General features: G+C 66.5%; 20 protein-coding genes. 10 read left to right on the plus strand and 10 right to left on the minus strand.

Translation table 11 applies throughout. The annotated features are described in order from the left end of the window. Positions 1–254: 254 nt before the first annotated feature. The 3 genes from ACFQ24_RS15730 to rplL all read left to right on the plus strand — a co-directional run bounded on the left by ACFQ24_RS15730 (position 255) and on the right by rplL (position 4194). Entirely contained in the window at positions 255–2837 is a 2583-nt protein-coding gene (locus ACFQ24_RS15730) for a TonB-dependent receptor (protein WP_380912881.1), read from the plus strand. A 394-nt stretch (positions 2838–3231) separates the two neighbouring features. Continuing rightward, the gene (rplJ, locus tag ACFQ24_RS15735; protein ID WP_380912883.1) at positions 3232–3747 is read left to right on the plus strand and encodes a 50S ribosomal protein L10; all 516 of its coding nucleotides are present in this window, start codon (positions 3232–3234) and stop codon (positions 3745–3747) included. Between the two features lie 69 nt (positions 3748–3816). Next, positions 3817–4194 carry a 50S ribosomal protein L7/L12 gene (rplL, locus tag ACFQ24_RS15740; RefSeq protein WP_380912885.1) on the plus strand — a complete coding sequence of 126 codons (378 nt, stop codon included), beginning with the start codon at positions 3817–3819 and terminating at the stop codon, positions 4192–4194. Positions 4195–4314: 120 nt separating this feature from the next. Here the strand turns inward: rplL and ACFQ24_RS15745 are convergent, their stop codons facing one another. From ACFQ24_RS15745 to ACFQ24_RS15760, 4 genes are read right to left on the minus strand one after another with little or no spacing between them, the layout of a single operon-like run. Then, positions 4315–5835, minus strand: coding sequence for a Ppx/GppA phosphatase family protein (locus tag ACFQ24_RS15745; protein WP_380912887.1), 1521 nt, complete (start codon positions 5833–5835; stop codon positions 4315–4317). A 6-nt stretch (positions 5836–5841) separates the two neighbouring features. After that, positions 5842–7980: an RNA degradosome polyphosphate kinase gene (locus ACFQ24_RS15750; protein ID WP_380912888.1), complete on the minus strand. Its 2139-nt coding sequence runs from the start codon at positions 7978–7980 to the stop codon at positions 5842–5844. A 3-nt stretch (positions 7981–7983) separates the two neighbouring features. Then, positions 7984–8622, minus strand: coding sequence for a chromosomal replication initiator DnaA (locus tag ACFQ24_RS15755; RefSeq protein ID WP_380912890.1), 639 nt, complete (start codon positions 8620–8622; stop codon positions 7984–7986). Continuing rightward, positions 8619–9884: a heavy-metal-associated domain-containing protein gene (locus ACFQ24_RS15760; RefSeq protein ID WP_380912892.1), complete on the minus strand. Its 1266-nt coding sequence runs from the start codon at positions 9882–9884 to the stop codon at positions 8619–8621. Before ACFQ24_RS15760 ends, ACFQ24_RS15755 begins: the two co-directional genes overlap by 4 nt. Before the next feature lie 136 nt (positions 9885–10020). Between ACFQ24_RS15760 and purM the strand changes: the two genes are divergently transcribed. The 3 genes from purM to ACFQ24_RS15775 all read left to right on the plus strand — a co-directional run bounded on the left by purM (position 10021) and on the right by ACFQ24_RS15775 (position 12836). Beyond that, on the plus strand, positions 10021–11115 hold the full coding sequence (gene purM / locus ACFQ24_RS15765; RefSeq protein WP_380912893.1) for a phosphoribosylformylglycinamidine cyclo-ligase: 1095 nt from the start codon (positions 10021–10023) through the stop codon (positions 11113–11115). A gap of 112 nt (positions 11116–11227) precedes the next feature. Then, a complete protein-coding gene (gene purN / locus ACFQ24_RS15770; protein WP_380912895.1) occupies positions 11228–12178 on the plus strand; it encodes a phosphoribosylglycinamide formyltransferase in 951 nt (316 codons plus the stop codon). A gap of 88 nt (positions 12179–12266) precedes the next feature. Beyond that, positions 12267–12836: a nucleotidyltransferase family protein gene (locus ACFQ24_RS15775; protein WP_380912897.1), complete on the plus strand. Its 570-nt coding sequence runs from the start codon at positions 12267–12269 to the stop codon at positions 12834–12836. A 117-nt stretch (positions 12837–12953) separates the two neighbouring features. Here the strand turns inward: ACFQ24_RS15775 and ftsH are convergent, their stop codons facing one another. The 6 genes from ftsH to ptsP all read right to left on the minus strand — a co-directional run bounded on the left by ftsH (position 12954) and on the right by ptsP (position 20545). After that, positions 12954–14903 (minus strand): ATP-dependent zinc metalloprotease FtsH, encoded by a 1950-nt coding sequence (gene ftsH / locus ACFQ24_RS15780; protein WP_380912899.1) that lies wholly within the window; start codon positions 14901–14903, stop codon positions 12954–12956. Positions 14904–15014: 111 nt separating this feature from the next. Then, the gene (locus ACFQ24_RS15785) at positions 15015–15206 is read right to left on the minus strand and encodes a hypothetical protein (RefSeq protein WP_380912901.1); all 192 of its coding nucleotides are present in this window, start codon (positions 15204–15206) and stop codon (positions 15015–15017) included. A 149-nt stretch (positions 15207–15355) separates the two neighbouring features. Further along, positions 15356–16306 carry a tRNA lysidine(34) synthetase TilS gene (gene tilS, locus ACFQ24_RS15790; protein ID WP_380912903.1) on the minus strand — a complete coding sequence of 317 codons (951 nt, stop codon included), beginning with the start codon at positions 16304–16306 and terminating at the stop codon, positions 15356–15358. Next, complete coding sequence (locus ACFQ24_RS15795) at positions 16297–17241, minus strand: tetratricopeptide repeat protein (protein WP_380912905.1); 945 nt, start codon at positions 17239–17241, stop codon at positions 16297–16299. The genes tilS and ACFQ24_RS15795 overlap by 10 nt, the downstream gene beginning before the upstream one ends. Positions 17242–17333: 92 nt before the next feature. Further along, on the minus strand, positions 17334–18182 hold the full coding sequence (locus ACFQ24_RS15800) for a helix-turn-helix domain-containing protein (protein WP_380912907.1): 849 nt from the start codon (positions 18180–18182) through the stop codon (positions 17334–17336). Between the two features lie 89 nt (positions 18183–18271). Next, complete coding sequence (gene ptsP / locus ACFQ24_RS15805) at positions 18272–20545, minus strand: phosphoenolpyruvate--protein phosphotransferase (protein ID WP_380912909.1); 2274 nt, start codon at positions 20543–20545, stop codon at positions 18272–18274. A gap of 165 nt (positions 20546–20710) precedes the next feature. Here ptsP and ACFQ24_RS15810 point away from each other — a divergent pair, with 165 nt between their 5' ends. From ACFQ24_RS15810 to ACFQ24_RS15825, 4 genes are all read left to right on the plus strand, one after another. Further along, positions 20711–21883, plus strand: coding sequence for a pyridoxal phosphate-dependent aminotransferase (locus ACFQ24_RS15810; RefSeq protein WP_380912911.1), 1173 nt, complete (start codon positions 20711–20713; stop codon positions 21881–21883). A gap of 245 nt (positions 21884–22128) precedes the next feature. Continuing rightward, on the plus strand, positions 22129–23295 hold the full coding sequence (locus ACFQ24_RS15815; protein ID WP_380912913.1) for a pyridoxal phosphate-dependent aminotransferase: 1167 nt from the start codon (positions 22129–22131) through the stop codon (positions 23293–23295). A gap of 149 nt (positions 23296–23444) precedes the next feature. Continuing rightward, positions 23445–23756: a LysR family transcriptional regulator gene (locus tag ACFQ24_RS15820; RefSeq protein ID WP_380912915.1), complete on the plus strand. Its 312-nt coding sequence runs from the start codon at positions 23445–23447 to the stop codon at positions 23754–23756. 238 nt (positions 23757–23994) lie between these two features. Continuing rightward, a complete protein-coding gene (locus ACFQ24_RS15825) occupies positions 23995–24939 on the plus strand; it encodes an ABC transporter ATP-binding protein (RefSeq protein WP_380912917.1) in 945 nt (314 codons plus the stop codon). Positions 24940–24955: the final 16 nt, after the last annotated feature.

Here is a 24955-nt window from a genome sequence, read left to right on the forward strand (position 1 = left end):
GCGCTGTCATCGGCATGCATGCCTATCAGGCGGCATCACCAAAGCAAGCGCCGCCGAAGCAGATGCGCTAGCCGGTCGATGGGCAGTTTGCCGATGTGTTTGCACTCCTCCTCGATAAGGCGGCGCACATGACAACGCAGGTCATTTGAGTGACGCCATCCTGTCATCGAAATCGACTTAAACTGCCATGACATGACGCTACCCGGCCGGCTGCGCGCATCGTGCGCATCACGGATGTTGGGGGATCTTCACACATGATGGCGACTCGTTTTTCGGCCAGGACCGTTCGCTGGGCATTGCTCGCGGGCTCCGCACTTTCGCTCGGCACAATGACGCAGGCGATGGCGCGGGATGAAGCGGCCGCGCCTGAGGCCGCGCCGGCCCCGGACGCCACCCCGGATATGGGCTCGATCATCGTGACCGGCGCCAAGACGACCCGTTCCGCCACGGCGATCGTATCCAGCGAAATTCAGAAGATCCTGCCCGGCGTCGCGCCGCTGAAGGCGATCCAGACGCTGCCCGGCGTCCTTTACATCACGGCCGATCCCTGGGGGAATAACGAGCAGAACGCGCAGATATTCGTCCATGGCTTCGCCGGCAATCAGCTCGGCTACACGATGGACGGCCTCCCATTGGGCGATCAGAGCTACGGCAATTATAACGGCCTGTCGCCGCAGCGTGCGGTGATCTCCGAAAATGTCGCCCGGGTCGTCGTGGCGACGGGCGCAGGCGATCTCGCCACGCCCTCGAACAGCAATCTGGGCGGCACGGTGGAAACCTTCTCCTCCGATCCCGAACAGGCCTTCGGCGTTCGCGCCGCCCAGACCGTCGGCAGCTACGACGCGTCGCGCACCTATCTGCGCATCGACAGCGGCGACATCGGCGGAGGCAACGCCGCCTATATCTCCGGCGTGCGGCAGCGGGCCCGCGCGTGGGACTTCAACGGCATCCAGAAGGGGTGGCAGGCGAACGCCAAGTTCGTGCATGACGATAGCACGGGCAAGCTGACGCTCTATTTCGACTATAACGACATGACGCAGCCCAATGAGGACGCGACGGTGTTCTTCAAGCCGTCGGCCGGTGGCACGGCGACCGCCGTTCAGCTCTTCACGCCCTATACAAAGCCCTTCTTCTATCCCGACTTCGACGGCTATCGCTCCAGCTACCTGACGGCGCTCGGCAACAGCCCGGCGGCGGAAGGCAGCAACTATCGCAACTATTATTCCGATGCCCAGCGCACCGATTACCTCGCCTATGCGCGGTATGACGCGCACCTGTCGGACAAGATCACCTGGTCGACCACCGGCTATTATCATCATAATGACGGCGCGGGAGTCGTCGCCGGCCCGCTCGGCCAGTCGATCACGACCGCGCAGCCCTATCTTGATCCCAACTATGCCAGACTGCCCACCAATTGCCGTTTCACGGCGAACAACAACGGCGTCCGGCCGGCCGCCTGCACCGCCCTTACCGACGCGCAGGCGGCGGCGGCCGGCGCAGCTCTGGTCGCGGCGACCGGCGGTTCGGGCCTCATCACCCGCACCACCGAATATCGCATCGACCGCGAAGGGGTGATCTCGTCGGTCAGCGTGGACGCTGGTCCCCACAAAATCGAATTCGGCGGATGGTTTGAACATAACAGCACGACCCAGTGGCGGCGCTGGTATGCGGTGCCGGTCGGCAATCCCGCGATCAGCACGCCCTATATCCGTCCGCGCGACGTGCTGGAGCCGCTGTTCACCCAATATCAGGGCGAAGCGCGGATCAACCAGCTGCAACTCCATATCCAGGATACGTGGCAGGTCACCGATCGCCTGCTCGTCCAGGGCGGCTTCAAAACCAGCGCCCAGTGGGCGAGCGGCCGCTACCCCGTGCAACCGCGGCTCGGCTCGCTGGGCGGGACCACCGCGCTGCCCGAAGGCAAGATCGACACGAAGAACTGGTTCCTGCCGGCTCTTGGCGCCACTTATGACTTCAACGGGCATGAGCAGGTCTACGCCAACGTCCAGAAGAATCTGCGGCAGTATCAGGCCTATCTGGCGGGCGGCGGCGGCCCCTGGTTCACCGGCAGCCAGGCCGCATTCGATGCCTTCGCCGATCAAGGCAAGCCTGAAACCAGCTGGACCTACGAAGCCGGGCTTCGCACCAACCGCAGCCTCGGCAACGGCGTGACGCTCCAGGGGCAGATCAACTATTATCATGTCGATTTCAGCAACCGCCTGCTGGCGATCCCGACCAATCCGGGCGGCATCGCGGGCAGCGGCATCACCGGCGGCACGTCGACGCTGGTCAATGTCGGCGACGTGAAGACCGACGGCGTCGACGCGGCCTTCACGCTGCGCCTCGGCAATGTGGCCTCGTTCTACAATGCCGTGTCCTACAATCTGTCCAAATATCGCAACGACTATACCTCGACGGCGCAGGGGATCGGCGCGGCGACCGACAGCTGCATCGGCGGCTATATCGTCACGGGCGGCGTCGTCCCCACCTGCGGCAAGCAGCTGCCCGGCACGCCCAAATGGATGAACAAGACGGTCGCGACGCTGAACCTCGGCCCCGTCGAGGTGCAGGCGATCGGCGATTATGTCGGCCGCCGCTTCGCCACCTTCACCAACGATGCCAGCGTCTCCTCCTACTTCCTGACCTCGCTGCGCGTTGCGGCGCGGGTGCCAGACAATATCCTGCCGCTGCAGAAGGTGGAGCTTGCGCTCAATGTGACGAACCTCACGGACAAGAAGGGCGTATCGACCCTTTCGATCGGGTCGGCCACGAACAGCTATTCGGCCTATCCCATCCCGCCGCGCCAGTGGTTCCTCACCCTGTCAGCGGCCTATTGATCGACCAGCGATGACATGAGCGGGTGGCAGGGGGATGCCAAAGCGTCCTCCTGCCCTCGCCGCCGGCCCGGGAACACAATATCCACTTTCCGCGTGACAATGCCGCCCATTTCCCCTAAGGGCGCGCCAGCAGACCGGCGGCCAACCGCTTCCGGTCTTCCGTCCGAGACAGTCGGTGAAGGGAATCTGCCCTTCTTAATGTCCGGCCTAGACGGGGAAAAGTTCTTTGCCGGGTCGGCCTTCGCGCCGGTTCGGGTCTGCCTGTTTCCTGTTTTGAGGACCGGGCCAGTCGATCTCTCCCCTTCGGACCCAAGTGCCCCATGCCATCTGGCGTGGGTTTAGTCGTCCGCGCAAGGCTTTCATGCCCCATGCGGACCTGAAGTGGAGTAATGGCATGGATCGTAATCAGAAAGCTGAGGTCGTTTCCGCGCTGAACGCAGAGCTGGCACAGGTCGGTGTGGTCGTCGTGACCCGCAACCTCGGCATGACGGTCGCCCAGTCGACCGTCCTGCGCCAGAAGATGCGCGAAGCCGGCGCGACCTACAAGGTTACGAAGAACCGCCTCGCCCGCATCGCCCTTGATGGCACCGCCTATACCGGCCTCAGCGACCTGCTGACCGGTCCGGTCGGCCTCGCCACCTCGGCCGATCCGGTCGCCGCCGCCAAGGTTGCGATCGATTTCGCCAAGACCAACGACAAGCTTGAGATCGTTGGCGGCGCGATGGGTGAAGTGCTGCTCGATGCGGAGGGCGTGAAGGCCCTGGCGTCGATGCCGTCGCTGGATGAACTGCGTGCGAAGCTGGTCGGCCTTCTGGTCGCCCCGGCTACCAAGCTCGCGACCGTCACCCAGGCACCGGCTGCGCAGCTTGCGCGCGTCTTCAACGCCTATGCGGAAAAGGAAGCGGCGTAAGCCTTTCCCGACCCGATTTTTTGACCCTCATCTGACGGGGCATTCCGCCCCAAACAAGGAATAGTACACATGGCAGACATCAACGCTCTGGTCGATCAGCTTTCGGCCCTCACCGTCCTCGAAGCCGCCGAGCTCTCCAAGGCTCTGGAAGAAAAGTGGGGCGTTTCGGCCGCCGCCGCTGTGGCTGTTGCCGCCCCCGCCGGTGGCGCCCCGGCTGCTGCCGCTGAAGAAGTGAAGGACGAATTCGACGTCATCCTGACCGGCGACGGCGGCAAGAAGATCAACGTCATCAAGGAAGTCCGCGCCATCACCGGCCTGGGTCTGACCGAAGCCAAGGCGCTGGTCGAAGGCGCGCCGAAGGCCGTCAAGGAAGGCGTGAACAAGGAAGAAGCCGAAAAGCTGAAGAAGCAGCTGGAAGAAGCCGGCGCGACCGTCGAGCTGAAGTAATCGGACCTGCCCCGGGGCGTCATGCTTCGGGGCGAACCGATCCGGTCCAGCCGGAAACAGAAAAGGGGCGGCGCCGCATGGCGACCGCCCCTTTTCTTTGGGCACGCGCCAAATGGCCGGTCAGCCGAGGGTGATCAGTTGGTAGCGAACGCCCAGCGCTTGGGCGATGGCGCGCAGCCGGCGTTCGACCACCTCGCCATAGAGTTCCGCATCGTCGCCGCGCAGATAGAGATCAACCCGGTCATCATGCCGCTCCAGCCGCGAATGGGTCAGCGGCACCTCCACCCCGCCCGACAGCCGCTGGGCAAGGCGAATGGCAAGGCCCCAGAGCGTCGCGCGGCGCAGCGCATCGGCCGTGGCGAGCCGCTCGACCCCCGCGGGCGCGGACAGCCCCCCGCCGAAATGGGTATGCAGCGCCTGGCCCAGCATCGCCCGCTCGCAGGCGGTGATGCCCACCCAGTTGCTGTGCAGCGCGATCTCCACGCCCCGCTCCGCGCGGAAATCGGGGTTCGCGCGCCAGCCGACGTCCGCCAGCAGGCACGCGGCCCGGCGGATGCGGCGCATGGGCGCGGCATCGTCGGGGAAGAGCGGCGCGATCCACTTGTCGATCCGGTCGCCATGGCCGCGAAAGCGCGCCTGCGCCTCCCCTTCCGCCTCCGCCGCGACCAGCAGAGGATCGTGCCCGCGAATATCCTGCGGCAATGCCTCGTACAACAATCCTTCCCGTAATCCGTAGGCGGACACGACCAGCCGGCTGGATTTCAGCTGCCGCACGACGACGGACAGCAGTGCCGCAGCGTCCGGCAATGTGGGCACGCGCGATCCGGTCATGGCCGGAATCTGCTTCAGCCGCGCCTTGTCCACATGGCTGACGATGCGGGTCAGCTGCTCGGCCCGCGCGGCAGTCATCTCATATTGGTGGACGACGGGCAGCGGAAACTCGGTCAGCTGCATGTCGAACCGGGCAAGCGCGCGCCACGATCCGCCGACCAGGTAGAAGGGCAGGCCCGGCTCCGGCCGCCAGCCCGCCTTGTCCAGCATCTTGACGACCTGCCGCTCCAGCGCGCGTGGTCCCTTCTCGCGTATCTGCGGCAGGCGCAGTACGCCCAGCGGCAGCGATATCGTCTGCTCCACCGCCCCGTCCCGCACCCGCGCCAGCTCCAGACTGCCGCCGCCCAGATCGCCGACGATGCCGTCCGCGCCCGGTATGCCCGACAGCACGCCCATCGCCGCGCCGATCGCCTCCTGCCCTCCGGTCAGCAATTCGACGGTCAGGCCCATCTCCGCCGCGCGGGCGATGAAGTCGCCGCCGTTGGTCGCGTCCCGCACCGCTGCCGTCGCGACGCAGCGTATGTCCGCCACCTTCATCGCGCGGCACAGATGGGCGAAGCGCGCGACGGCGCTCAGGCCCCGCTCCATCGCTTGCGGCTCGATCGCGCCGGTCTTCGCCAGCGACGCGCCCAGCCCTGCCATCACCTTTTCGTTGAAGAGGATGAAGGGGATGCGCCTCGGCCCGTCATAGACGACCAGCCGGACGCTGTTCGATCCGATGTCGATGATGGCGGTGCGGGCATGTGCGGGTTCGGGCGATGTCGCCATCTGTTCGGCGACGGCCCGGACGCGGCGCAGCATGGAATTCATCGCGCTTCAGCCCCGCCCGCGCAGGCGCAGCGTCGGCACCGCTTCATTGTCGAACGCCGCGCCCCGGCCGGACAGCGACGGGTTGGTCATGAAGTAACGGTGCAGGTTGAACGGCCGGTCCCCAGCCTCCAGCCGATGATACACGCCGTCCTTGTCCAGCGACCAGCTTTGCTCGGTGTCGATCAGGTTCGCCACCATCACCTGGTCCAATATCTGGTCATGGACGGTTTCCGTCTCCACCGGCGCCAGGAATTCCACGCGCCGGTCGAAATTGCGCGGCATCCAGTCGGCGGAGCTGATGAACACCTTCGCGCCATTGTTCGGCAGCGCCTTGCCGTTGCCGAACACGGTGATGCGACTATGCTCCAGGAACCGGCCGACGACCGACTTCACCCGGATATTTTCCGACATGCCGGGCACGCCCGGCCGCAGGCAGCATATGCCGCGCACGACGAGGTCGATCTGAACGCCTGCATTGCTCGCCGCATAGAGTTTCTCGATGATGGCCGGGTCGACCAGACTATTCATCTTGGCCCAGATGGTTCCCGGCCTCCCCGCGCGAACATGCTCGATCTCCGCCTCGATGCACCGGCAGAGCGTGTTGCGCAGGTCGCGCGGGCTCATCACCAGCTTCTCCAGCCGCTCCGGCTCGACATAGCCGGTGATATAGTTGAACAGCGCCGCCGCGTCGCGGCCATAGGCCGGATCGGCGGTGAAGAAACTCAAATCGGTGTAGATGCGCGCGGTCACCGGATGATAGTTGCCGGTGCCGAAATGGCAGTAGGTGCGGAACTGGTCGCCTTCGCGCCGCACCACCATCGACACCTTGGCATGCGTCTTCCAGTCGATGAAACCATAGACCACCTGCACCCCCGCCCGCTCCAGCGCGTCGGCCCAGAGGAGATTCTGCTCTTCGTCGAACCGCGCCTTCAGCTCCACGACGGCGGTGACGGACTTGCCCGCCTCCGCCGCGTCGATCAGTGCGCGGATGACGGCGGACTGCTTGCCCGCGCGGTAGAGCGTCTGCTTGATCGCGACCACGTCCGGGTCGGACGCCGCCTGCTTCAGGAAGGATATGACGACGTCGAACGCCTCATAGGGATGATGGACGACGATGTCCTTCGCCCGGATCGCGGCGAAACAGTCGCCGCCATATTCGCGGATGCGCTCGGGGAAGCGTGGGGCATAGGGCTCGAACTTCAGGTCGGGCCGGTCGGCATCGACGATGCCGGAAAGGTCGCCGATGCCGATGAAGCCCTCCACCTCGACCACGATCGCCTCATGCCCCTGAAGCATGTCCTGCAGCATCTCCTCGACCGGCTCGGGGATGCGCTCCTCAATCTCCATGCGGATCACGCGGCCCCGGCGACGGCGCTTGATGGCGCTGCGGAAATAGCGGACCAGATCCTCCGCCTCTTCCTCGATCTCGATGTCGCTGTCGCGAATGATGCGGAACACGCCGCTGTTGCGCACCCTGTATCCGGGGAAGAGATCGGCGGAAAAGCGGCGGATGACCGCTTCCAGCGCGATGTAGCGCGCCGGCTCGCCCGGCACCCGCACGAACCGGGCGAGCGAGGACGGAATCATCACCAGCTCGCGGATCGGCTGCTGGTCCGACAGACGCTCCAGGTCGAAGACGATCGACAGCCCCTGATTGGGGATGAAGGGAAAGGGATGCGCCGGGTCCAGCGCCTGCGGCGTCAGGATGGGGAAGATCTGCGTCAGGAAATGTTCGCGCAGCCACGCCGCGCACGCGCCATCCATCTGCGCGGACGGGCCGATCACCTCGATCCCGACCTCGCCCAGTTCGTCGTGCAGCGCCCCCCACACCTTCTGCTGCGCCCGCATCAGCGTGGCGGTGGCGTCGGTGATCGCGCCCAGCTGCTGCGCCGGGGTCAGTCCGTCGGCGGAGCGCAGGTCGACATCCTGCAATTGCTGGCCTTTCAGGCCCGCCACCCGCACGGAAAAGAATTCGTCCAGGTTCGCGCCGGAGATCGACAGGAAGCGCAGCCGCTCCAGCAGCGGATGGGCGCGGTTCATCGCCTCCTCCAGCACGCGCTGGTTAAAGGCGAGCCAGGACAGTTCGCGATTGAAATAGCGCTCGCCCGTGGGCGACAGGCTGGCGATGGGATCGGCTTCGGCCACGGATTACTCGCGCTGGTCGTTGGAAAGATCGGACGGGACTATAGGCAGAAACGCCGCCGATTGCAGAACGGATTTCGCCATTGCGATGGAAATCTTACGCCCGGATGACAGCGCCTCCCGGTCCAGAAGGCGCGTGACCTCGGCGATTGCGCCATAGGTCCGCTCCACGCGACGGACCAGCCACTCCGGCACGTCGGGGGCATAGGCCGCCCCCGCCCGCTCGAAATGCCGCTGAATCAGCGCGCGGGCCAGCGCCTCGTCCGGCTCGCTTATGGCGACATGGGGCACGGCGGCCAGCCGCGATCGCAGGTCGGGCAGCGCCACCGTCCAGCTGGCGGGCGAGGTGCTGCCGACCATCAGCAGCGGCCGGCGCGCGGTCTGCGCCGCGTTCCAGGCGTGGAACAGCCGGTGCTCGTCGCCCCCTTCCGCCTCGTCGATCACGTCACCGCCGCTCATCGCCGCGAACAGCCGGGCGAGCGTCGATCGGCCCGACCGGGGCGGCCCCGTCAGCACGCTCACGGACAGCGGCCAGTCGCGCCAGCGCTCCAGATGCATCACCGCCATCCGGTTCGCCTCGCTGACCAGGAAATCGCCGCCGTCGCTTTCCCCTTGCCACTCGAAGGGCAGGCTGATCTGGCTCATTGCCCCGGCGGCGCTGCCCGGCGGCTGATGCGCAGCGTGTTGCCCGACACCGCGACGGTGAAGCCGCGCGCGGTCAGCCCGGCGCGCAGCGCGTCGGCCGTACCCTCGAAGCTCACCTGCATGACGGACGTGCCGCCCAGCGCCAGGCTGCTGGTGGCGGCGGACCGCACGCCCGGAACGCCCCGCACCGCCGCCTCGCCCGCGCCGACCGACGCCACGTCGGGCGTATCGAACTGGATGGAGAAGCTGGAGACGCCCGGCGCCGCCACCACCGGCAGCTCGCCCATATCGATCGGCTGCTCGCTGGCATTTTCGATGGCGAGCGCGTCGGGATCGACCGGCTCCTCGATGATCAGCGACGGGTCCGGCCGCAAGCGCCCGTCGTTCAGCGCACGGATGTAAAGCTCGTCGATCCGCCGCGCGCCTTCGTCCATCATCTGCGCGATGCCGCTGTCGTTCGACGCGCGCAGCTGGAAGCTGCCGATCAGCCGGTCGTCCGGGCCATAGCGCGCGGTGAAAGTGCCCGTCACCGGACCGCCCGGCCAGGCGCGGTCCAGCCGCGCGATCGGGACCACCACGTCGGCCGCGCCATATTGGTCGAGCAGCACGCGCCACCACAGCCGTCCGCGCCGCCCCACCTGCCCCGCGTTCAGCAGGATCGGGTCGGCGATGGAACCGGCGACGCGGACATAGTCGATCGCGCTGTCGCCGGTGCGATAGCGCGCCCACGCCTTCTGCCATTCGTTGGTACGCTCGTAGGACACGGCCGATCCGCCATCCCACAGCACCGGGATGACCAGCAGCGGCGGCGACCGCATCACATTGCCGCTCACGCCCAGCAGCCCGCCGGTGCGCGCCCGGTCGAACAGCACGCCCAGCGTCGCGACATAGCGGTTGGGGCCGACCTGCTCCTGCTCGATCTCCATGCCGGAAATCATGCCTTCCAGCTGCGAATCGGACAGCGCTGGCGCGCCGGTCCCGCCATGGGTGCGGGTCCACAGCATCCGCCACGCCTGCCGCTGGGCGATGCGCCACCCGGCATAGCGGGCGCTGTCGGCATCCTTGGCCATCACGTCCACCTTGACACCGCGCACCTCGAAATCGCCGCCGCTGGCGATCGGCGGCACGCCGCGTTCCCCCTCCATCTGCGCGAACAGCGCAGCGGCGGCGAGGCCGATCGCGATGGCGAGGATGATCTGCAGCGGCCGCGACAGCAGGCGCAGGAAGGCCGGCGGGCGGAAAAGGGTCTGGCTCAGGCTCACGCGCGTCCTTTTGGCGGGATTTGGCCGCCCTGCCAAGCCTTCCCTTTTGCCCCGCCCTGCGCGTTCCGGCGCTGATCGCATTTTCGGGTCGCGCGATGTTTCCATCCACCTCGAAAATGCTCTAGGGCGCGCAGACATGAGCGACACCGAATCCTACAGCTACGCCAAGGCTGGCGTCGACATCGCCGCCGGCAACGCCCTCGTCCGCGCCATCGCCCCGCTGGCGAAAGCCACCCGCCGCCCCGGCGCCGACGCCGAACTGGGCGGCTTCGGCGGCTTCTTCGACCTGAAGGCGGCGGGCTATGACGATCCTTTGCTGGTCGCCGCCAATGACGGCGTGGGCACAAAGCTCAAGCTCGCCATCGATCATGACCGGCACGATGGCGTCGGCATCGACCTGGTCGCCATGTGCGCCAACGACCTGATCGTGCAGGGGGCCGAACCGCTCTTCTTCCTCGATTATTACGCCACCGGCCGGCTGGAAAGCGGCGTTGCCGAACGGGTGATCGCCGGCATCGCCGAAGGCTGCCGCCAGGCGGGCTGCGCGCTGATCGGCGGCGAAACCGCCGAAATGCCTGGCATGTATGCCGATGGCGACTATGACCTTGCGGGCTTCTGCGTCGGCGCGGTGGAACGGGCCAAGGCGCTGACCGGCAACCGGGTGAAGCCGGGCGACATACTGCTCGGCCTCGCTTCCTCGGGCGTGCATTCCAACGGCTATTCGCTGGTCCGCCGCCTCGCCGCCGACAAGGGATGGAAGCTCGATCGCCCCGCCTTGTTCGATAACGAAGTGCTGCTGATCGACGCGCTGATGGCGCCGACCCGCATCTATGTGAAGAGCCTGCTGCCGCTGGTGCGCGCGGGCATGATCAACGCGCTCGCCCACGTCACCGGCGGCGGCCTTCTCGAAAACATCCCGCGCGTTCTGCCCGACGGTGCGCACGCCGTGGTGAACGCCGACGCCTGGGAACAGCCGCGCCTGATGGCCTTCCTCCAGGCGCAGGGCCATATCGAGCCGGAGGAAATGGCGCGCACCTTCAACTGCGGCGTCGGCATGGTGCTGGCCGTGGACGAAGCGCATGTCGCCGCCGTCACCAAGGCGCTGGAGGATGCGGGCGAAACCGTCTTCACCATCGGCGCGGTGGAGGAAGGCGACAAGGGCTGCACCGTCCGTGGCAGCGCCGAAACATGGAGCGCGCGGGCCGACTGGTCGGCGACGCATCTGGGTTGAACAATGCCAATCCCCCTCCCGCTTGCGGGAGGGGTTAGGGGAGGGCATGTCGAAGGAGCCGGCCTAACTGGCCCTCCCCCGACCTCTCCTACAAGCGGGAGGGAAGTTCGTCATGCAACGGGCAAAAGTCGGCGTCCTGATTTCCGGTCGCGGGTCGAACATGGCGGCCCTGCTCTACGCGGCAAAGGCGGAAAGCTGCCCCTATGAGATTGTGCTGGTCGCCGCCAACGATCCCGACGCACCGGGTCTCGCCCTCGCCGCCGCGGAAGGGATCGCGACCTTCGGCCAAAGCCACAAGGGGCTGAAACGCGCCGAGTTCGACCGCATCATCGACGCGCAACTGCGCGCGGCGGGCGCGGACTATGTCGCGCTCGCGGGCTATATGCGTCTGCTCTCGCCCGAATTCGTCGGCGCATGGGAAAACCGGATGCTCAACATTCACCCCAGCCTGCTCCCCAAATATAAGGGGCTGGACACGCACCAGCGCGCGATCGATGCGGGTGACAGCCATGCCGGCTGCTCCGTCCATATCGTGACGGCGGAACTCGATGATGGGCCAGTGCTCGGCCAGACGCCGGTCGCGATCCTGCCGGGCGACACCGCCGACACCCTCGCCGCCCGCATCCTGATCGCCGAGCATCAGCTTTATTCCCGCACCCTTGCCGATTTCGTGACGCGCGAGCGGCAGCCCGACTGGCTGCTCAACAAGGTGCGCGAAATTGCGCTCGCCATGCCGCAGGCGGAAGAGACGCTGTCGCACGGCATGCCCTGCTTCGGCGTCGCTAAGGGCAAGAAGTTCGGCTGGTTCACGCGCGACCATCATGGCGACGGCATCATCGCCCTGCTGGTCAAGACCAGTGCGCCCGACGAACAGGCGACACTGATAGAGGCCGACCCCGCCCGCTATTATCGCCCCGCCTATTTCGGCAACGACTGGGTCGGCATCCGCCTCGACCTGGGCGACACAGACTGGGACCACATCGCCATCCGCCTCCGCGCCAGCTGGCGCCAGATCGCTCCGAAGAAGCTGCTCGGCCTGATGGATATTGCCGAAGAATTTTGAGGGCGCTTTGGGGTGGGAAGCGGACAGGCGGCTTACAACATATAAATAAGAAAAGCGGTCGCTAGCTGCAGTCGGTAAAAAGATGTGCATGGATCAAACCGCTATCCTCCAGACCCTCATGATGAGCGATCCGCTGCGCCGCCAAGCTCTTGAAGCGGTAGCGGAACTCGACCTGCCTGATTGTTGGATCGGCGCAGGCTTCGTTCGCGATGCGTTGTGGGCGCATCTTCACGGCAATGACGTGACCGTGCCAAGGGGTGATGTGGATGTCATCTGGTATAACACCGCTCAGCCGGAAGAAAGCCGTGACCGCTCGATTGAGCAGAGCCTGCGCATCAAAATGCCTTGCCTGTCGTGGTCGGTGAAGAATCAAGCTAGGATGCACCATCGCAACGGTGACGATCCTTATGCGTCCGTGTCCGACGCCATGCAGCACTGGCCCGAGACAGCGACAGCTGTTGCGGTTCGGCTTGGGCGTTCGGGGGCAGTTGAGGTCAATGCGCCTTTTGGTTTGCGTGATTTGTTCGCGCTACGATTGCAGCCAACGCCGAACTTCCTGACGACAAAGCACCCGATTTTCATGGATCGAGTAAACTCGAAACGCTGGCTTGAACGGTATCCCCTCCTGTCGCTTGGGGACCGACATAGCGGCAGCTAGCGGGCCGTTCACACGCGGTTTTCAGCGTCCATTTTTGGGTCGGTAGCGGACCTCCCACACCACCAAAAGGGCGAGGTCATCGACCCCGCCCGCTTTTTCATCCCATTTCGCTGCGCCTCAGGCACCCAGCGGCGTGGGATCGCCGAACGGACCCTTGCGCTTGCGCGTGCGGGGGATGGAGCTGCCCGCCGCCGGGATCACCGATGGTTTGATCGTCGTGCCGTCGTCGCGGGTGATCTCGCCCTTCTCCAGCAGCGCCTTGATCTCGTCGCCCGACAGCGTCTCATATTCCAGCATCGCATTGGCCAGAAGGTGCAGCTGGTCCTCATGGCCCTTCAGCAATTCCTGCGCCCGGGCATAGCCCTGCTCCACCAGGCCGCGGATTTCCTTGTCGATCAGCTTGGCCGTCTCGTCCGACATATGGACGCGCTGGCTCTGCGAATAGCCAAGAAAGGTTTCGCCCTGCTGCTCTTCATATTGCAGCGGCCCCAGCTTGTCGGACATGCCCCATTGCGTGACCATGTCGCGCGCCAGCTTGGTGGCGTACTGGATGTCGCCCGACGCGCCGCTCGACACCTTGTCGTATCCGAAGATGATCTCCTCGGCCACGCGACCGCCCATGGCGACGGCCATGTTGGCGTGCATCTTGTCGCGGTGATAGCTGTAGCTGTCGCGTTCCGGCAGGCGCATCACCATGCCCAGCGCGCGGCCGCGCGGGATGATCGTAGCCTTGTGGATCGGGTCCGACGCGGGTTCATGGACCGCGACGATGGCATGGCCCGCCTCATGATAGGCGGTCATCTTCTTTTCGTCGTCGGTCATGACCATGGAGCGGCGCTCGCTGCCCATCATGACCTTGTCCTTGGCCGCCTCGAACTCGTCCATGGCGACCAGCCGCTTGCCCCGGCGGGCGGCCATCAAAGCAGCTTCGTTGACGAGGTTGGCGAGGTCCGCGCCCGAAAAGCCCGGCGTGCCGCGCGCAATGGTGCGCGGATTGACATCGGGCGCCAGCGGCACCTTCTTCATATGGACGGCCAGGATCTTCTCGCGGCCCTCGATGTCGGGGCGCGGCACCACGACCTGACGGTCGAAGCGGCCGGGGCGCAGCAGCGCGGGGTCCAGCACGTCGGGACGGTTGGTCGCAGCGACGATGATGATGCCCTCGTTCGCCTCGAAGCCGTCCATCTCGACCAGCAGTTGGTTCAGCGTCTGCTCGCGCTCGTCATTGCCATTGCCCAGGCCCGCGCCGCGATGGCGGCCGACCGCGTCGATTTCGTCGATGAAAACGATGCAGGGCGCGTTCTTCTTCGCCTGCTCGAACATGTCGCGCACGCGGCTCGCGCCGACGCCCACGAACATCTCGACGAAGTCGGAACCGGAGATGGTGAAGAAGGGGACGCCCGCCTCGCCAGCGATCGCCCGCGCCAGCAGCGTCTTGCCGGTGCCGGGCGAACCGACCAGCAGCGCACCCTTGGGGATCTTGCCGCCCAGCCGCGCGAACTTGCTCGGATCCTTCAGGAACTCGACGATTTCCTGCAATTCCTCGCGCGCTTCGTCGATGCCGGCAACGTCATCGAACGTCACCTTGCCGTGCTTTTCGGTCAGCAGCTTGGCCTTCGACTTGCCGAAACCCATCGCCCCGCCAGCGCCGCCGCCCTTCTGCATCTGGCGCAGCACGAAGAAGGCGATGCCGAGGATCAGCAGGAACGGCAGCGACTGGAACAGCAGATATTGCCAGAAGCTCGGCTGCTCCTGCGCCTGGCCCGAATATTTGACGTTATAATCGTCCAGCAAGCCGGTGAGGCCCGGATCGTTCACCGGAACGGTCGAGAATTTCTGCCCGCTCGACAATGTGCCGCTGATCTTGTCGGGCGCGATGGCGACGTCCTTGACCTGGCCGTCCTGCACCTTGGAGCGGAATTCGGAATAGGCGATGCCCGTCCCGCCGCCGGTGGCGGTGGTGTTGCCGAACATCGACACGAACAGCAGCAGGGCGACGATCACGCCCGCCCATATCATGGCGCTCTTGATCCAGGGGTTGCCCTGCGGGTCTTTCTCGTCGTTCATCATCACTCTCTTTCACCGGCCAAGATAGGGCGCGCCCGCAAAAGCGCAAGCGGACGGGCGTCCTCCCCCGCCCGCTTTATGGCCCGACATCTTTACGTCCGATGACCGGCGTCAAGCCCCCAGAAACAGCCGCGCGGCGACCCAGGCCAGCGCAATCGCCACGCCGGCGGACAGGCCGCACAGCAGATAACCGACATAGAGCAGCAGCGGCGGGTGCGGCCGCGCCATTTTCCGGTTCCGTTGCGCCGCCGAAAGGATAACGCTTGCCAACAGGCCATAGGTCAGCGCTGCAAATTCCATCATCTACAAATTCCCCGCTTGTGCGGGCGCAGGATAGGGCAAAGGGCCGTTAAGGAAAGGTCACTGCACCGCACAAAAACGGCAGACCGTTCGGCTCGCGCGATTATCCGTGGAACCATATCGTAACGACCGCTTACGGCAGGCATAGCTCGTTACCGCCGGGCTGGTGCAGGCATCAGTGTCCAGCTTTCGCCACCGGTCAGCAGCCACCCGCCCAGGCTGCTTTTGCCGCCCGCCAAGGCCTGCGCGATCGCACGATCGATGGCCTCGCCACGCGGCGCAGGTGCCTCGGGATCGGCGAGCGCCAGCATGTGCAGCAGCAGGCGGCGCAGATATTCGCGCGGCAGATCGGTACGCTCCAGCCGCCAGCCCGCGCCTTCCTGCCGCACATGCGCCGCTGCCAGCGCTTCGACGCTCCAGGCCAGCGCCGCCTCCGCTTCGGCCAGCGCCGCCGCGCTGCGCCCCGCCGCCTCCGCATCGATCCAGTCCACCCCTGCCAGCACCGCCCGCAGCGCCGCCCGGTCGAACCGCCGGTCGACATTCGAAGGATCATCGACGAAAGGCAGCCCCTGCGCCTGCGCCAGCGTGACCAGCGCCGCCTTGCGCACGCCCAGCAGCGGGCGGATCACCCGCCCCGTCCGCGCCCGCACGCCCGCAAGTCCCGCTACGCCCGATCCCCGGTTCAGGCGCATGATCATGGTTTCCAGCTGATCGTCGGCATGATGCGCCGTCATGATCCAATCGATGCCGCGCGCGCTCCCCCATTGCTCGATCAGCCGGTATCGCATGATCCGCGCCCAGTTCTGGACATTGCCCGTGACGGGCGCGTCAGGCGTCAAAATCGCGTGCGGGACCCCCGCGCCGGCGCACCAGCGCGCCACCATGGCCGCTTCCTCCGCCGCCTCGGGCCGCAGCTGGTGATCGACCGTCACCGCCTCGACTCGACCTGCATAGAGCCGCGCCGCCAAAGAGAGGAGCGCCATGCTGTCCGGCCCGCCCGACACCGCGATGCCGAAGCGCGCGGCGTCGTCAGCGCCGGTCAGCGCGGCGACGGCCTGCGCCAGCAGCGCCTCCAGCGCCGCCCGGTCGCTCCCTAGCTGCACTTCGCGGTGGCGCGTCCCTTGGTCATCATGCCCTTCAGGCTGGCGGACAGCGTCTCGCCATAGACCTGTTCCAGTTCCTGATAGACCTTGCACGCGTCGCTTGGCTTCTTGAGCTGGATCAGCGCCTCGCCCAAATAAGCGAGACTGTCGGGCGCGCGATCGCCACGCGGACGCTTCTGGTAATTTTCATAGAAGGCGACCGACGCGAGCGCGGGCTTGCCATCGTCCAGATAGGCGCGGCCGAGCAAATTCTGCGCCTTGCTGGCGATCGGGCTGTCGCCATATTTCTCGACCGTTGCCTTCAGCTGCGCCTGAGCCTCGGGATAGAATTTCGCGTCCCACAGGCGGAAGCCATAGCTGTAGGCGTCGTCGGCCGCGTTGCCCGTACTGGGCCGCTCGATCGCCGCGACCGCCGTCTTGCGTTCTTCGCTGGCGACCGGCGTCGGGGCCGGTTTGGCGGGCGCGGGTGCCGGCTTCGTCGCTGCAGGACGCGTCGCGGCCGGAGCCGGGGCGCTACCGGCCGGCGGCGTGAAGGGCGCGGTAGCGGCCGGCGCAGCCGCCGGATCGACCGCCGGCGGGGCCAGCTTGGCGTCCGTCTCCGCCTTGTAGCGGTTGAACGCCTCTTCCAGCTGGCGCAGCTTGAAGCTGGTTTCCTCGACCTGCCCTGTGACCGAGGCAAGCTGCGATTCCAGCGCGCCGACCCGCGCCGTCAAATCCGCGATCGGCGTGCTGGCCGGGCTGCCGGGCGCGACGGTCGGCGTCGCCGGCCGGCTGATCTCCGCCTCCAGCGGCTGGCCACCGGGAAACACCTTGCGCTGCACCGCGCGCATTTCCTTTTCCAGCCGGTCGACGCGGCCCTCCACCGTCGTCTGCGCGGTCGCTGCGGGGGCGATCGCCAACAGGACGGCCGAAGTCGCAAAAAGGGCGTTACGCATCATGATCCCCGACTTAACTCTCTCACGCCCAACCATAATCGCTTATTCCGCTCGGTAAAGCGCGACGTGCGCTCGGGTCAGGGGCGCCCGGCTCAGGGGCGCGCGGGAACGGCCGCCGGCGCTGGGGCAGGCGTCGCCCCGGCCGGAGCGGTCGCAGCGCCCCGTGCCAGCAGCGCCTCGGCGCTCACCGGCACGTCCGCGATGGTCCGGTCTGCCGCGCCCAGCGGCGGGATCGGCTTGCCGCCGACCGTCACCGACAGCGCCTGCGGACGGCCAGTCAGGATCATCGGCCCCTTGGCCGCGGCGGGCAGGGTGAAGCTCTCGCCCTTCTTCATCAGGCCGTCCTTCAACCGCTCGCCCGCCTCGTCATAGATGCGCAGCCATACGTCATCGACTGCGGTGAAGACGACCGGCTGGGCAGCCGGCGGCACGGACGGGCGGGTTCCGGCGGGCCGCGGGGCGGCGGGCTGGGTCGTCTGCTGCTGCGCGATCTGCTCGCCCATCGGCGGCGTCAGCACCTGCGTGCGCCACAGCGTATAGCCCGCGATCAGCAGCACCACGATCACCGCCACGACCCAGGCCAGCCGTCGCGGCGGGACGCGGGCGGGGTCGACCGGCTCGAACGCTTCATAGCGGTTGGCGCCCAGATCGCTTTCATGCACGGCGCGGCGCACGTCGGCGGCGATCTCCACCTCGTCCATGCCGATGGCGCGGGCATAGGCGCGCGCGAAGCCGACCGCGTAGGGAATGCCGGGCAACGCGCCATAATCGTCGCGCTCGATCGCCTCCAGCTGGCGCTGGGCGATGCGGGTCCGGGTCGCGACATCCTGGATCGACAGGCCCAGCGCTTCCCGTCCCGCGTGCAGCTTCGCGCCGGGGGTATTGGTCTGCGCCTCCGCCGCGCCGACCGCGCCGGTGTCTGGTTCCGTTTCGTCCGCCATGCTGCTCCGCGACCTTATTCTTGCCGGCCCTGTTCTTGCCGGTCTTGTCTCATTGTGGCACTGACCTTGTCAACGCCGGGACGGGCAGTTCACCCAGCTTCGATATTCCGCTCTTTCGCCCAATGGGACAGCCGGGCGCGCATGTCGGCCGCGCCTTCGTCCAGCCACTGGCGCATCAACGCCTGCAGTTCCGCCGCGTCGATCATGCGGATCATCGCCTTGACCGGCCCGACCGACGCCGGGGTGATCGACAGGCGGCGGATGCCGAGCGCGATCAGTGCCATCGCCTCCAGCGTGCGCCCGCCCATCTCGCCGCACACGCCCACGGGCACCTGATGCGCCGCGCATGCCCGCACCACCCGGTCCAGGAAGCGCAGGATGGCGATGCTCAGCCAGTCGTATCGCTCCGCCAGCTTGGGATGGGCGCGGTCGGCGGCGAACAGGAATTGCGTCAGGTCGTTGGTGCCGATCGAGAGGAAATCGAGGCGCGGCAGCAGCAGGTCCAGCACCTCCGCCAGCGCCGGCACCTCCAGCATCGCGCCATATCTGACCGCGATCGGCATCTTCTTGCGCTGGCCGATCAGCCATTCGCGCTGCCCCTCCACCAACGCGCGGGCTTCCTCATATTCCCAGGGTTCCGACACCATGGGGAACATGATGTTCAAGACCTTGCCCGCGCCCGCCTCCAGCAGCGCGCGCGCCTGCGCCTTCATGAGGCCATCGCGGTCCAGCGCCAGCCGCAGCGCGCGCCAGCCCATCGCCGGATTGTCCTCATGCTCGTCATCGTCGCGCTGCATGTAGGGCAGCGCCTTGTCGCCGCCGATGTCCACCGTCCGAAAGATGACGGGCCGGTCGCCCGCCGCATCCAGCACATCCTTGTACAGCCGCTGCTGCTTTTCCCGCTGCGGCAGCGTGGCCGACACCAGGAACTGGAATTCGGTGCGGAACAGGCCGATGCCGTCCGCCCCCACCAGGTCCAGCGCCTGCGCATCCTCCCGCAGGCCGGCATTGACCATCAGCTCGACCCGCTGCCCGTCCGCCGTCACCGATGGCAGGTCGCGCATCGCGGCGAATTCGGCACGGCGCTTCTGGGTGACGTGCAGCTTGTTCTCGAACGCCTCGTCCATGTCGGCGCTCGGGCGGAGCAGCAGCGTATTCTCGTTGACGTCCATCAGGATCAGGTCGCCCTCGCTCACCTGATGGCGCACGTCGCGCACCCGGCCCAGCACCGGCACGCCCATGGCGCGCGCAACGATGGTGACATGCGCCGTCAGCGATCCTTCCTCCAGGATCACGCCCTTCAGCCGCCGCCGGTCATATTCCAGCAGTTCGGCTGGGCCAAGGTTGCGCGCGATCAGGATCGCGTCTTGCCGCAGGCCCATCTGCGCCGCCGTGCCCAGCTGCCCCGACACGATCCGCAGCAGCCGGTTCGCCAGATCCTCCAGATCGTGCATCCGGTCGGACAGCAGCGGATCGTCGATCTGCCGCATCCGCATCCGCGTGCGCTGCTGCACCCGCTCGATCGCCGCCTCGGCGGTCAGGCCGCTGTCGATCGCCTCGTTGATGCGGCGCGTCCACCCCTCGTCATAGGCGAACATCTTGTATGTTTCGAGCACCTCCTGATGCTCGCCCTCGGTGCCGAATTCGGCCGCGCCGGTCATGCGGTCGATCTGCTCGCGCATCTTGGCGAAGGCGGAAATGACGCGCGCGCGCTCCGCCTCGGTATCCTCCGCCACCGTATGTTCGACATGGATGCGCGGCTGGTGGAACACCGCATGGCCCCGCGCCATCCCCATCACCAGCTGCAGCCCGTGCAGCATCGTCGTGCCGGTCTCGGCGACCCGCGAGTCCGCCGGGCCGTCATCGGCCAGCTCGGCATTGGCGATCAGTTCCGACAGCACCATGGCGACGGTCTGCAACGCCTCGATCTCGACCTCTTCGTACCGGCGCGGCTCCATATGCTGCACGCACAGCACGCCGATGGCGCGCTCGCGGCGGACGATCGGCACGCCCGCGAAGCTGTGGAACATGTCCTCGCCCGTTTCGGGGCGATAGGAAAAGTCCGGGTGCGCCGCCGCCTCGTCCAGGTTCAGCGTCTCTACGTTGGTGGCGATCAGGCCGACCAGCCCCTCGCCCATCGCCATGCGGGTGACATGCACCGCCTCCTGCTTCAATCCCCGCGTCGCGAACAGCTCCAGCACGCCCTCGCGCACCAGATAGATGGAGCAGACCTCGCTCGACAGCGACTCGCCGATGATCTCCACCACCTTGTTGAGCTTGGCCTGCGCGCTGGTGCGCGCGGCCATCACTTCCTGAAGGCGGACCAGTATCTGGCGAGCGGCGGCGGCGGGCGTGCTGGGCATGTCATTGCGCTAACAGATTGATGCCGGGCTTACCAAGGCGATTTCATTCGGTCGCGGCGCATTATTGATGGACTTTGCCTGTTTGCATGGCGGAAACATTCGATACAATCGTTCAGCGGGGTGATGGGGGGTTCCGCATCCCCTGACCAGAGAGGGACAGCGACCATGGCGACCGACGCAGCATCCACATTTGAACCGGCAAGTTTCGAACAGGATCTGGCCGCGCGCGGCTATTCCCGCCGCCAGATGGCAAAGGCCGCGGCGCTGCTCGGCGCCGCCGCCGCGACCATCCGCATGCCCGAAGCGAGCGCGCAGCAGGCCGCGAAAGCCGTGGCGGGCGCGGTGCGCATCGGCGCCAACGAATGCTGGACCGGCCCCTTCCCCTCGGGCGTGGCCGCCGCCACCAGGCTGGCGCAGGAAGGCAACCGCTACGAACCCGACGACGAACATGCCAAGCTGTTCGCCGCCGTCGCCTCGGTGGAGGGCATCCCGGCCGAGCGCATCGTCGCCTGGCCCGGCTCGTCCGATCCGCTGAGCCGCGTCGCCGTCGCCTACGCCTCGCCCACGCGCGGCGTAGTGACCGCCGACCCCACTTATGAAGCGATCTGGCGGACCGCCGCCTGGCTCGACGCGCCAGTGAAGAAGGTGCCGCTGACCAAGGATTACGCCCATGACGTGAAGGCGATGCTGGCGGCCGATCCCAATGCCGGCGTCTATTATATCTGCTCGCCCAACAACCCCACCGGCACGGTCACGCCCATCGCCGACATCGAATGGCTGGCGAACAACAAGCCCAAGGACGCGATCTTGGTGGTGGACGAAGCCTATATCCACTGGGTCGACGGCCCCAACGCCGCGAAGCTGGCCGCGACGCGCGATGACGTGCTGATCCTGCGCACCTTCTCCAAGCTGTTCGGCATGGCGGGCATGCGTCTCGGCCTCACCTTCGCTTCGCCTGCGCTGATGGAGAAGATGATGCGCTATGACGGGGGGCAGGTGAGCGGGATGCTGCCGATGACCGCCGTCGCCTGCGGCACGGCTTCGGTCACTGAAGCCGCGCTCATCAAGCAGCGCCGCGCCGAAATGGTCGCCGCGCGCGAAAAGTCGGTCGCCCACCTCAAGGCGAAGGGGACCAAGGTCATTCCCGGCAGCCAGGCCAATATGTTCATGGTGGACTGGGGCAGGCCCGCCAAGGGCATGATGGACGCGCTGCTGGCGCAGAATGTGCAGATCGGGCGGAGCTGGCCGATCTGGCCCAATGTCTCGCGCGTGTCGGTCGGCTCGATGAGCGAGATGGAAGCCTTCAACGCCGCCGTCGACAAGGTGTGGAAGGCGTAAATAGCCATACCTCGTCGCCCCGGACCTGATCCGGGGCCCCGCTGTCTGTCTGACCTAAAGGAAAAGCGGGATCCCGGATCAAGTCCGGGATGACGACCATTGGGACAAGGCCAAATCGCCTTAATAAAATTCAATAAACTGGCGGCGGCGCATTGCGGAAATGCGCCGCCGCTTCGTTTCCCCTCCTGAACAAGCAAGACAGTCGCATCGCAGACGCTCTCATCGCAGACAGGGGACATCACACCATGACCATGATGCTGAACAAGGAAGCCAAGGAAGACCTGATGGACCGCGGCTATTCGCGCCGCCAGCTTGCCGAAATCACCGCCCTCGTCGGCGCGGGCGTCGCCGCCAGTTCGCTGCTCCCCGCCGCCGCCCTCGCGCAGCAGCAGGCCGGTCGCGGCATCAAGGGCGCAGTGCGCATCGGCGCCAACGAATGCTGGACCGGCCCCTTCCCCTCGGGTGTGCAGGCCGCCGCCGAAGCCGCTTCCTTCGGCAACTGGTATGATCCCGACAATTATCGCGGCGACCTCATCAAGACCGTCGCGGCGGTGGAAAGCCTGCCCGAAACCCACATCATGCCCTGGCCCGGCTCGGGCGGCCCGCTGGTCAGCATCGTCGCGGCCTATTGCTCGCCGACCAAGGGCCTGGTCACTGCCGATCCGACCTTCGAATCCGCCTGGCGCACCGCCGACTATCTGAAGGCTCCGATCGCCAAGGCGCCCCAGGCCATCGGCGAGGGTCATGACGTGAAGGCGATGCTGGCCGCCAACCCGAACGCCGGCCTCTACTATATCTGCACGCCGAACAACCCGACCGGCACGATCACGCCGCTCGCCGACATCAAGTGGCTGCTCGACAACAAGCCGGCCGACGCCATGCTGCTGGTGGACGAAGCCTATATCCACTTCTCCGAAGCGCCCAGCGCCGCCAGCCTGATCGGCAACCGCAAGGACATCATCGTCATGCGGACCTTCTCGAAGCTGTTCGGCATGGCGGGCGTGCGCCTCGGCCTCACCTTTGCGGATCCCGAAGTGCAGAAGCGCATCATGCTGTTCGGCCCGGCCGCCGGCGGCCTCGCCATCACCGCCATGCATTGCGGCAATGCGGTCTATAAGGAAGCCGCCCTCATCAAGGCGCGCCGCAACGAAATGATCGGCAACCGCGAGGAAACGATCGCCTATCTGACCAAGAAGGGCATCGAGGTGCAGCCGGGCAGCCAGGCCAACATGTTCATGGTCAACTGGAAGAAGCCGGCCAAGGAGATGCAGGCCGCCCTGCTCGCCGCGCCGGAAAAGGTTCAGATCGGCCGCAGCTGGGCGATCTGGCCCACCGTCTCGCGCGTCACCGTCGGCTCGTCCGACGACATGGCCAAGTTCCGCGCAGCCGTCGACAAGGTCTACAAGGCGTAAGCATTCCCCATAGCGCCGTCACGAAGGAAGGGCGTCCGGGCAACCGGGCGCCCTTTTTCCTCGAACGCGGCGCGTCTGCTCCGGCACAGGCGAGACAGAGGGGCGAAAAGCCCTTCCAATGTAGGATTTTCTTTGATCTATCCTGTCGGATGACGCAGCAGCCCGCCTCCCCCGCCGATCCCGCCGCCACGATTGCCGGCCCGATCCCGCCCGACCGCCGCCACTGGACGCCCGCGCGCCAGCGGCTCTTCCTCATCGCCCTCCTTGAGAGCGGCAATGTCGCACGCGCGGCGAAGGCGGCGGGCATGTCGCGCTCCAGCGCCCACCGCCTGCGCGCGCGCCTCGCCGGCACCCCGTTCGACCTCACCTGGACCCGGGCGCTCGCGCTCCATGCCGAACGCATGGCCGATCCCTTCGCGCCCCAGCCGGCGCCGCCGCGTCAGCCCCGCGCCGCGCCCTGACATGCCCCCTGGCATCCCGTCGCGAACCTGTCGCCCCATAGTGACTTCGGCATGACCCGGATGTCGCGTCGCCGTCGCGATCCCGGCGCGCGCCTGTCGCTTCACCGCCCCGATTTGCGCGAATCCCTGCGTGAAAATGGGCAGAATGGTGTGAACTTCACCTGTCGCGTTTCGGACCCCGCTTCGCAGCGGCAATCAGCCTCTTTCTTTCGCCCTTCCCCATCCCCATAGAGGGGCCATGACCGACGCCCCGTTCGCCTCGCCTCAGGCCGCCATCGAGATCCGCAACCTCACCAAAGTCTACAAGGGCGGCAAGCGCGCGCTCGACGGCATCAATCTCTCCATCCCGCGCGGCCAGATATACGGCCTGCTCGGCCCCAACGGCGCGGGCAAGTCGACCACGATCAACATCCTCGCCGGCATGGTGAACAAGACCGCTGGCGACGTCAGCATCTGGGGCTTCGACATCGACGCGCACCCGCGCAATGCCAAGAACTCGATCGGCATCGTGCCGCAGGAAATCGTGTTCGACCCCTTCTTCACCCCGTTCGAGACGCTGGAGAACCAGGCCGGCTATTATGGTGTGCCCAAGGATCGCCGCCGCTCGATGGAACTGCTGCGCGCCGTCCATCTGGACGACAAGGCCAACGCCTATGCACGCACCCTCTCGGGCGGCATGAAGCGGCGGCTGCTGGTGGCAAAGGCGATGGTCCATTCGCCGCCCATCCTGGTGCTGGACGAACCCACCGCCGGCGTCGACGTCCAGCTGCGCCAGCAACTCTGGGCCTATGTGCGCGAACTCAATCAGCGCGGCGTCACCATCGTGCTGACCACCCATTATCTGGAAGAGGCCGAGGAACTGTGCGACCGTATCGGCATCATCAACCACGGCCGCGTCATCACCGACAAGCCGACCCGCGAACTCATCGCCATGGCGCAGGAAAAGGTTGTGGTCGTGACGGTCGACCGCGATCTTCTCGCCGCCCCTGACGCGCCCTGCTTCGAAAAGGTCGAACTGTCGAACGACCGCACACTCACCATCACCTACAGCAAGGACCGCGCGAACGCCGGCCAGGTGCTGAGCGCGGTGCAGGCCAACGGCCTCTCCATCGTCGACGTCTCCACCCGCGATCCCGACCTGGAGGACGTCTTCCTCAACCTGACGGCGGATGCGCAGGGTTGATCTTTTCTTCCGTTCG

The sequence above is a fragment of the Sphingobium olei genome, assembly GCF_042678845.1.
Classification (GTDB): Bacteria; Pseudomonadota; Alphaproteobacteria; order Sphingomonadales; family Sphingomonadaceae; genus Sphingobium; species Sphingobium olei.